General features: G+C 74.4%; 3 protein-coding genes. 2 read left to right on the top strand and 1 reads right to left on the bottom strand.

Annotated elements, in window-relative coordinates; genetic code table 11:
• Positions 1 to 190: 190 nt before the first annotated feature.
• Entirely contained in the window at positions 191 to 862 is a 672-nt protein-coding gene (locus ACFUEL_RS38575) for a FadR/GntR family transcriptional regulator (protein WP_380242710.1), read from the bottom strand.
• A 78-nt stretch (positions 863 to 940) separates the two neighbouring features.
• On the opposite strand from ACFUEL_RS38575, the gene ACFUEL_RS38570 reads away from it, so the two are divergent.
• On the top strand, positions 941 to 2230 hold the full coding sequence (locus tag ACFUEL_RS38570) for an MFS transporter (RefSeq protein WP_380242709.1): 1290 nt from the start codon (positions 941 to 943) through the stop codon (positions 2228 to 2230).
• 10 nt (positions 2231 to 2240) lie between these two features.
• Complete coding sequence (locus tag ACFUEL_RS38565) at positions 2241 to 2363, top strand: SGM_5486 family transporter-associated protein (protein ID WP_254897998.1); 123 nt, start codon at positions 2241 to 2243, stop codon at positions 2361 to 2363.
• Positions 2364 to 2414 lie beyond the last annotated feature (51 nt).

The following is a 2414-nucleotide window of genomic DNA, read 5'->3' as shown; positions in this document are numbered from 1 at the left end:
GCCGTGGCGCGCATCGGCTTCGGGTTCTGTTTACGGCACGCAGCAGCACGGACCTTCGGTGGGCTCCGGCCGTCAGCAGCACGGACCCGCCGTTCCCCGGGCCCCTGGATTCGCGTCCCGCCGTTCTTGCCGGGCCCCTGAATGCGCGTCCCGCCGTTCTTGCCGGGCCCCTGGTTTCGCGTCCCGTCGTTCAGGGGTTCTTCTTGCAGAAGCCGATGGCGCGGCCCGCCTCGTCGGCGGCCTTCTCCGGGTCGCCGGCCCGGATCGCGTCGAGGATCGCGGCGTGCGGGACCCAGCGGTGGGGGAGCAGGTCGGGGCCGACGTCGTGGCGCAGGTGGGCGCGCAGGACCTCGCCGAGGTCGGCGTAGACGGCGGCCAGGACGTCGTTGTGGGCGGCGGCGACCACCGCCTGGTGGAACGCGGCGTCGGCCTGGACGAAGTCCTCGGGGTCGCCGGCGTGCCAGGCGGCGTCCCGGCGGGCGAGCGCGGCGTCGAGGAGTTCGAGGTCGCGCGGGGTGCGGCGGAGGGCGGCGAAGCCGGCGGCGGAGGTCTCCAGGGTGGAGCGCAGCTCGGCGACCTGGTCCTGGTCGGCGTCGGCGAAGCGGCGGTGCATGACGCCTGCGAGCTCGCTGGTGGCCAGGACGTAGGTGCCGGAGCCCTGGCGGATGTCGAGCAGCCCGTTGTGGGCGAGGGCGCGGACGGCCTCGCGGACGGTGTTGCGGGCGACGCCGAGCTGGTCGACGAGCTCCGCTTCGGTGGGGATGCGTGATCCCACCGGCCACTCGCCGGAGGTGATCTGGGCCCGGAGCTGGGCGATCACCTGGTCGGAGAGCGGGGTGCGGCGAGTGGTCGACAGCGCCAAGGCAGGTGCTCCTTCTGTGGTCTACGTCATCAGGATACCGGGGTGCGGTAAGTCATCCCATGATTCTATGATTACGCCATGTCTACCGCAGCAGACCCCTCCGCCACCGAGACCGAGAGCCACCGACCAGCCACTGCGTCCACCGCCCCCGCCGCGCCGGCGGCCGCTCCCGCCCGCCAGGCCGGAGCCGTCCTGCTCGCCGTCGCGGTGGCCGCCGCCGCGGTGAACCTGCGCCCCGTGGTGACCAGCCTCGGCGCGCTGCTCGACCCGGTCCGCGCGGGCCTGGGGATGAGCGCCACCACGGCCGGGCTGCTGGCCGCGGTGCCGCCGCTGTGCTTCGCCCTGCTGGGCGTCTGCGCGCCGGCCCTGGCCCGGCGGCTGGGCCCGGTCGCCGTGGTGACGGCCGCGATGGCGGCGATCGCGGCGGGCGTGCTGGCCCGCTCGTTCACCGGCTCCGCCGCGGTCTTCCTGCTGCTGACCGCGGTGGCGCTGGCCGGGGTCGCGCTGGCGAACGTGCTGCTGCCGGTGGTGATCAAGCGGTACTTCCCGGACCGGGTCGCGCCGATGATCGGCCTGTACTCGATGGCGCTGTCGGTGGGCACCTCGCTGGCCGCCGCCACCACCGTCCCGCTGACCGACGCGATGGGCGGCAGTTGGCGGCTCGGCCTGGGCGTCTGGGGCCTGCTCGCGGTGGCCGCGCTGGCGGTCTGGCTGGTGGTGCTGTTCCTGCGCCGGGAGCGGCCCGGCACGGCCGCGGCGCCCCCGGCGGCCGCGCCGCAGAAGCTGCCGATCCTGCGCAGCCGCACCGCGTGGGCGCTGGCCGCGTTCTTCGGCCTGCAGTCGACCAGCGCGTACGGCGCGATGGGCTGGCTGCCGAAGATCTACCACGACGCCGGGGTGTCGGAGTCCGCGTCCGGCGTGCTGCTGGCCGTGGTGATGGCGGTCAGCGTGCCGGTCTCCTTCCTGCTGCCGAACCTGGCGGCCCGGCGCGGCGACCAGCGCCTGTACGTGGTGGTGCTGGGCCTGTGCGGGATCGCCGGCTTCCTCGGGCTGATGCTCGCCGCCGGCACCGTGCCGTGGCTGTGGGCCGTCCTGGTCGGCCTGTCGATGTGCGCGTTCCCGCTGGCGCTGACCATGCTCGGCCTGCGCGCCCGCACCCCGGGCGGGGTGGCCCAGCTGTCGGCGTTCGCCCAGAGCCTGGGCTACCTGATCTCCATCCCGGGCCCGATCCTGATGGGCGCGCTCTACCAGAGCACCGGCCGGTGGTACCTGCCGCTGGGCCTGCTCGCGCTGCTGCTGGTGCCGCAGATGCTGGTCGGCCTGCGGGCGGCCAGGGCCCGGCACATCGAGGACGAGGCCGTCGGTTAGGCTCGGCGGCATGCCGGTACTGGACCCGAACCCGCAGGGCGGGCAGAAGAAACTGCTGCAGATGCTCGGCCTGATCGCCGCCATCGTGGTGGTCATCGCCATCGTCGCGAGCTTCGCGAACGCGATGGGCTGAGCCGCCCGCCCGTGCGGGTTCCGGGAAGCTGCCACCCGCAGGGGTGGCAGC

The organism is Kitasatospora sp. NPDC057198 (genome assembly GCF_042670125.1).
GTDB lineage: Bacteria > Actinomycetota > Actinomycetes > Streptomycetales > Streptomycetaceae > Kitasatospora.
The sequence above is the reverse complement of the archived record's forward strand: the minus strand, read 5'-3'. Positions and strand labels throughout refer to the sequence as shown.

What these genes read in the sequence shown, in the direction of transcription:
- ACFUEL_RS38570 (WP_380242709.1), top strand. Translation starts at nt 941, where the DNA reads ATGTCTACCGCAGCAGACCCCTCCGCCACCGAGACCGAGAGCCACCGA.
- ACFUEL_RS38565 (WP_254897998.1), top strand. Translation starts at nt 2,241, where the DNA reads ATGCCGGTACTGGACCCGAACCCGCAGGGCGGGCAGAAGAAACTGCTG.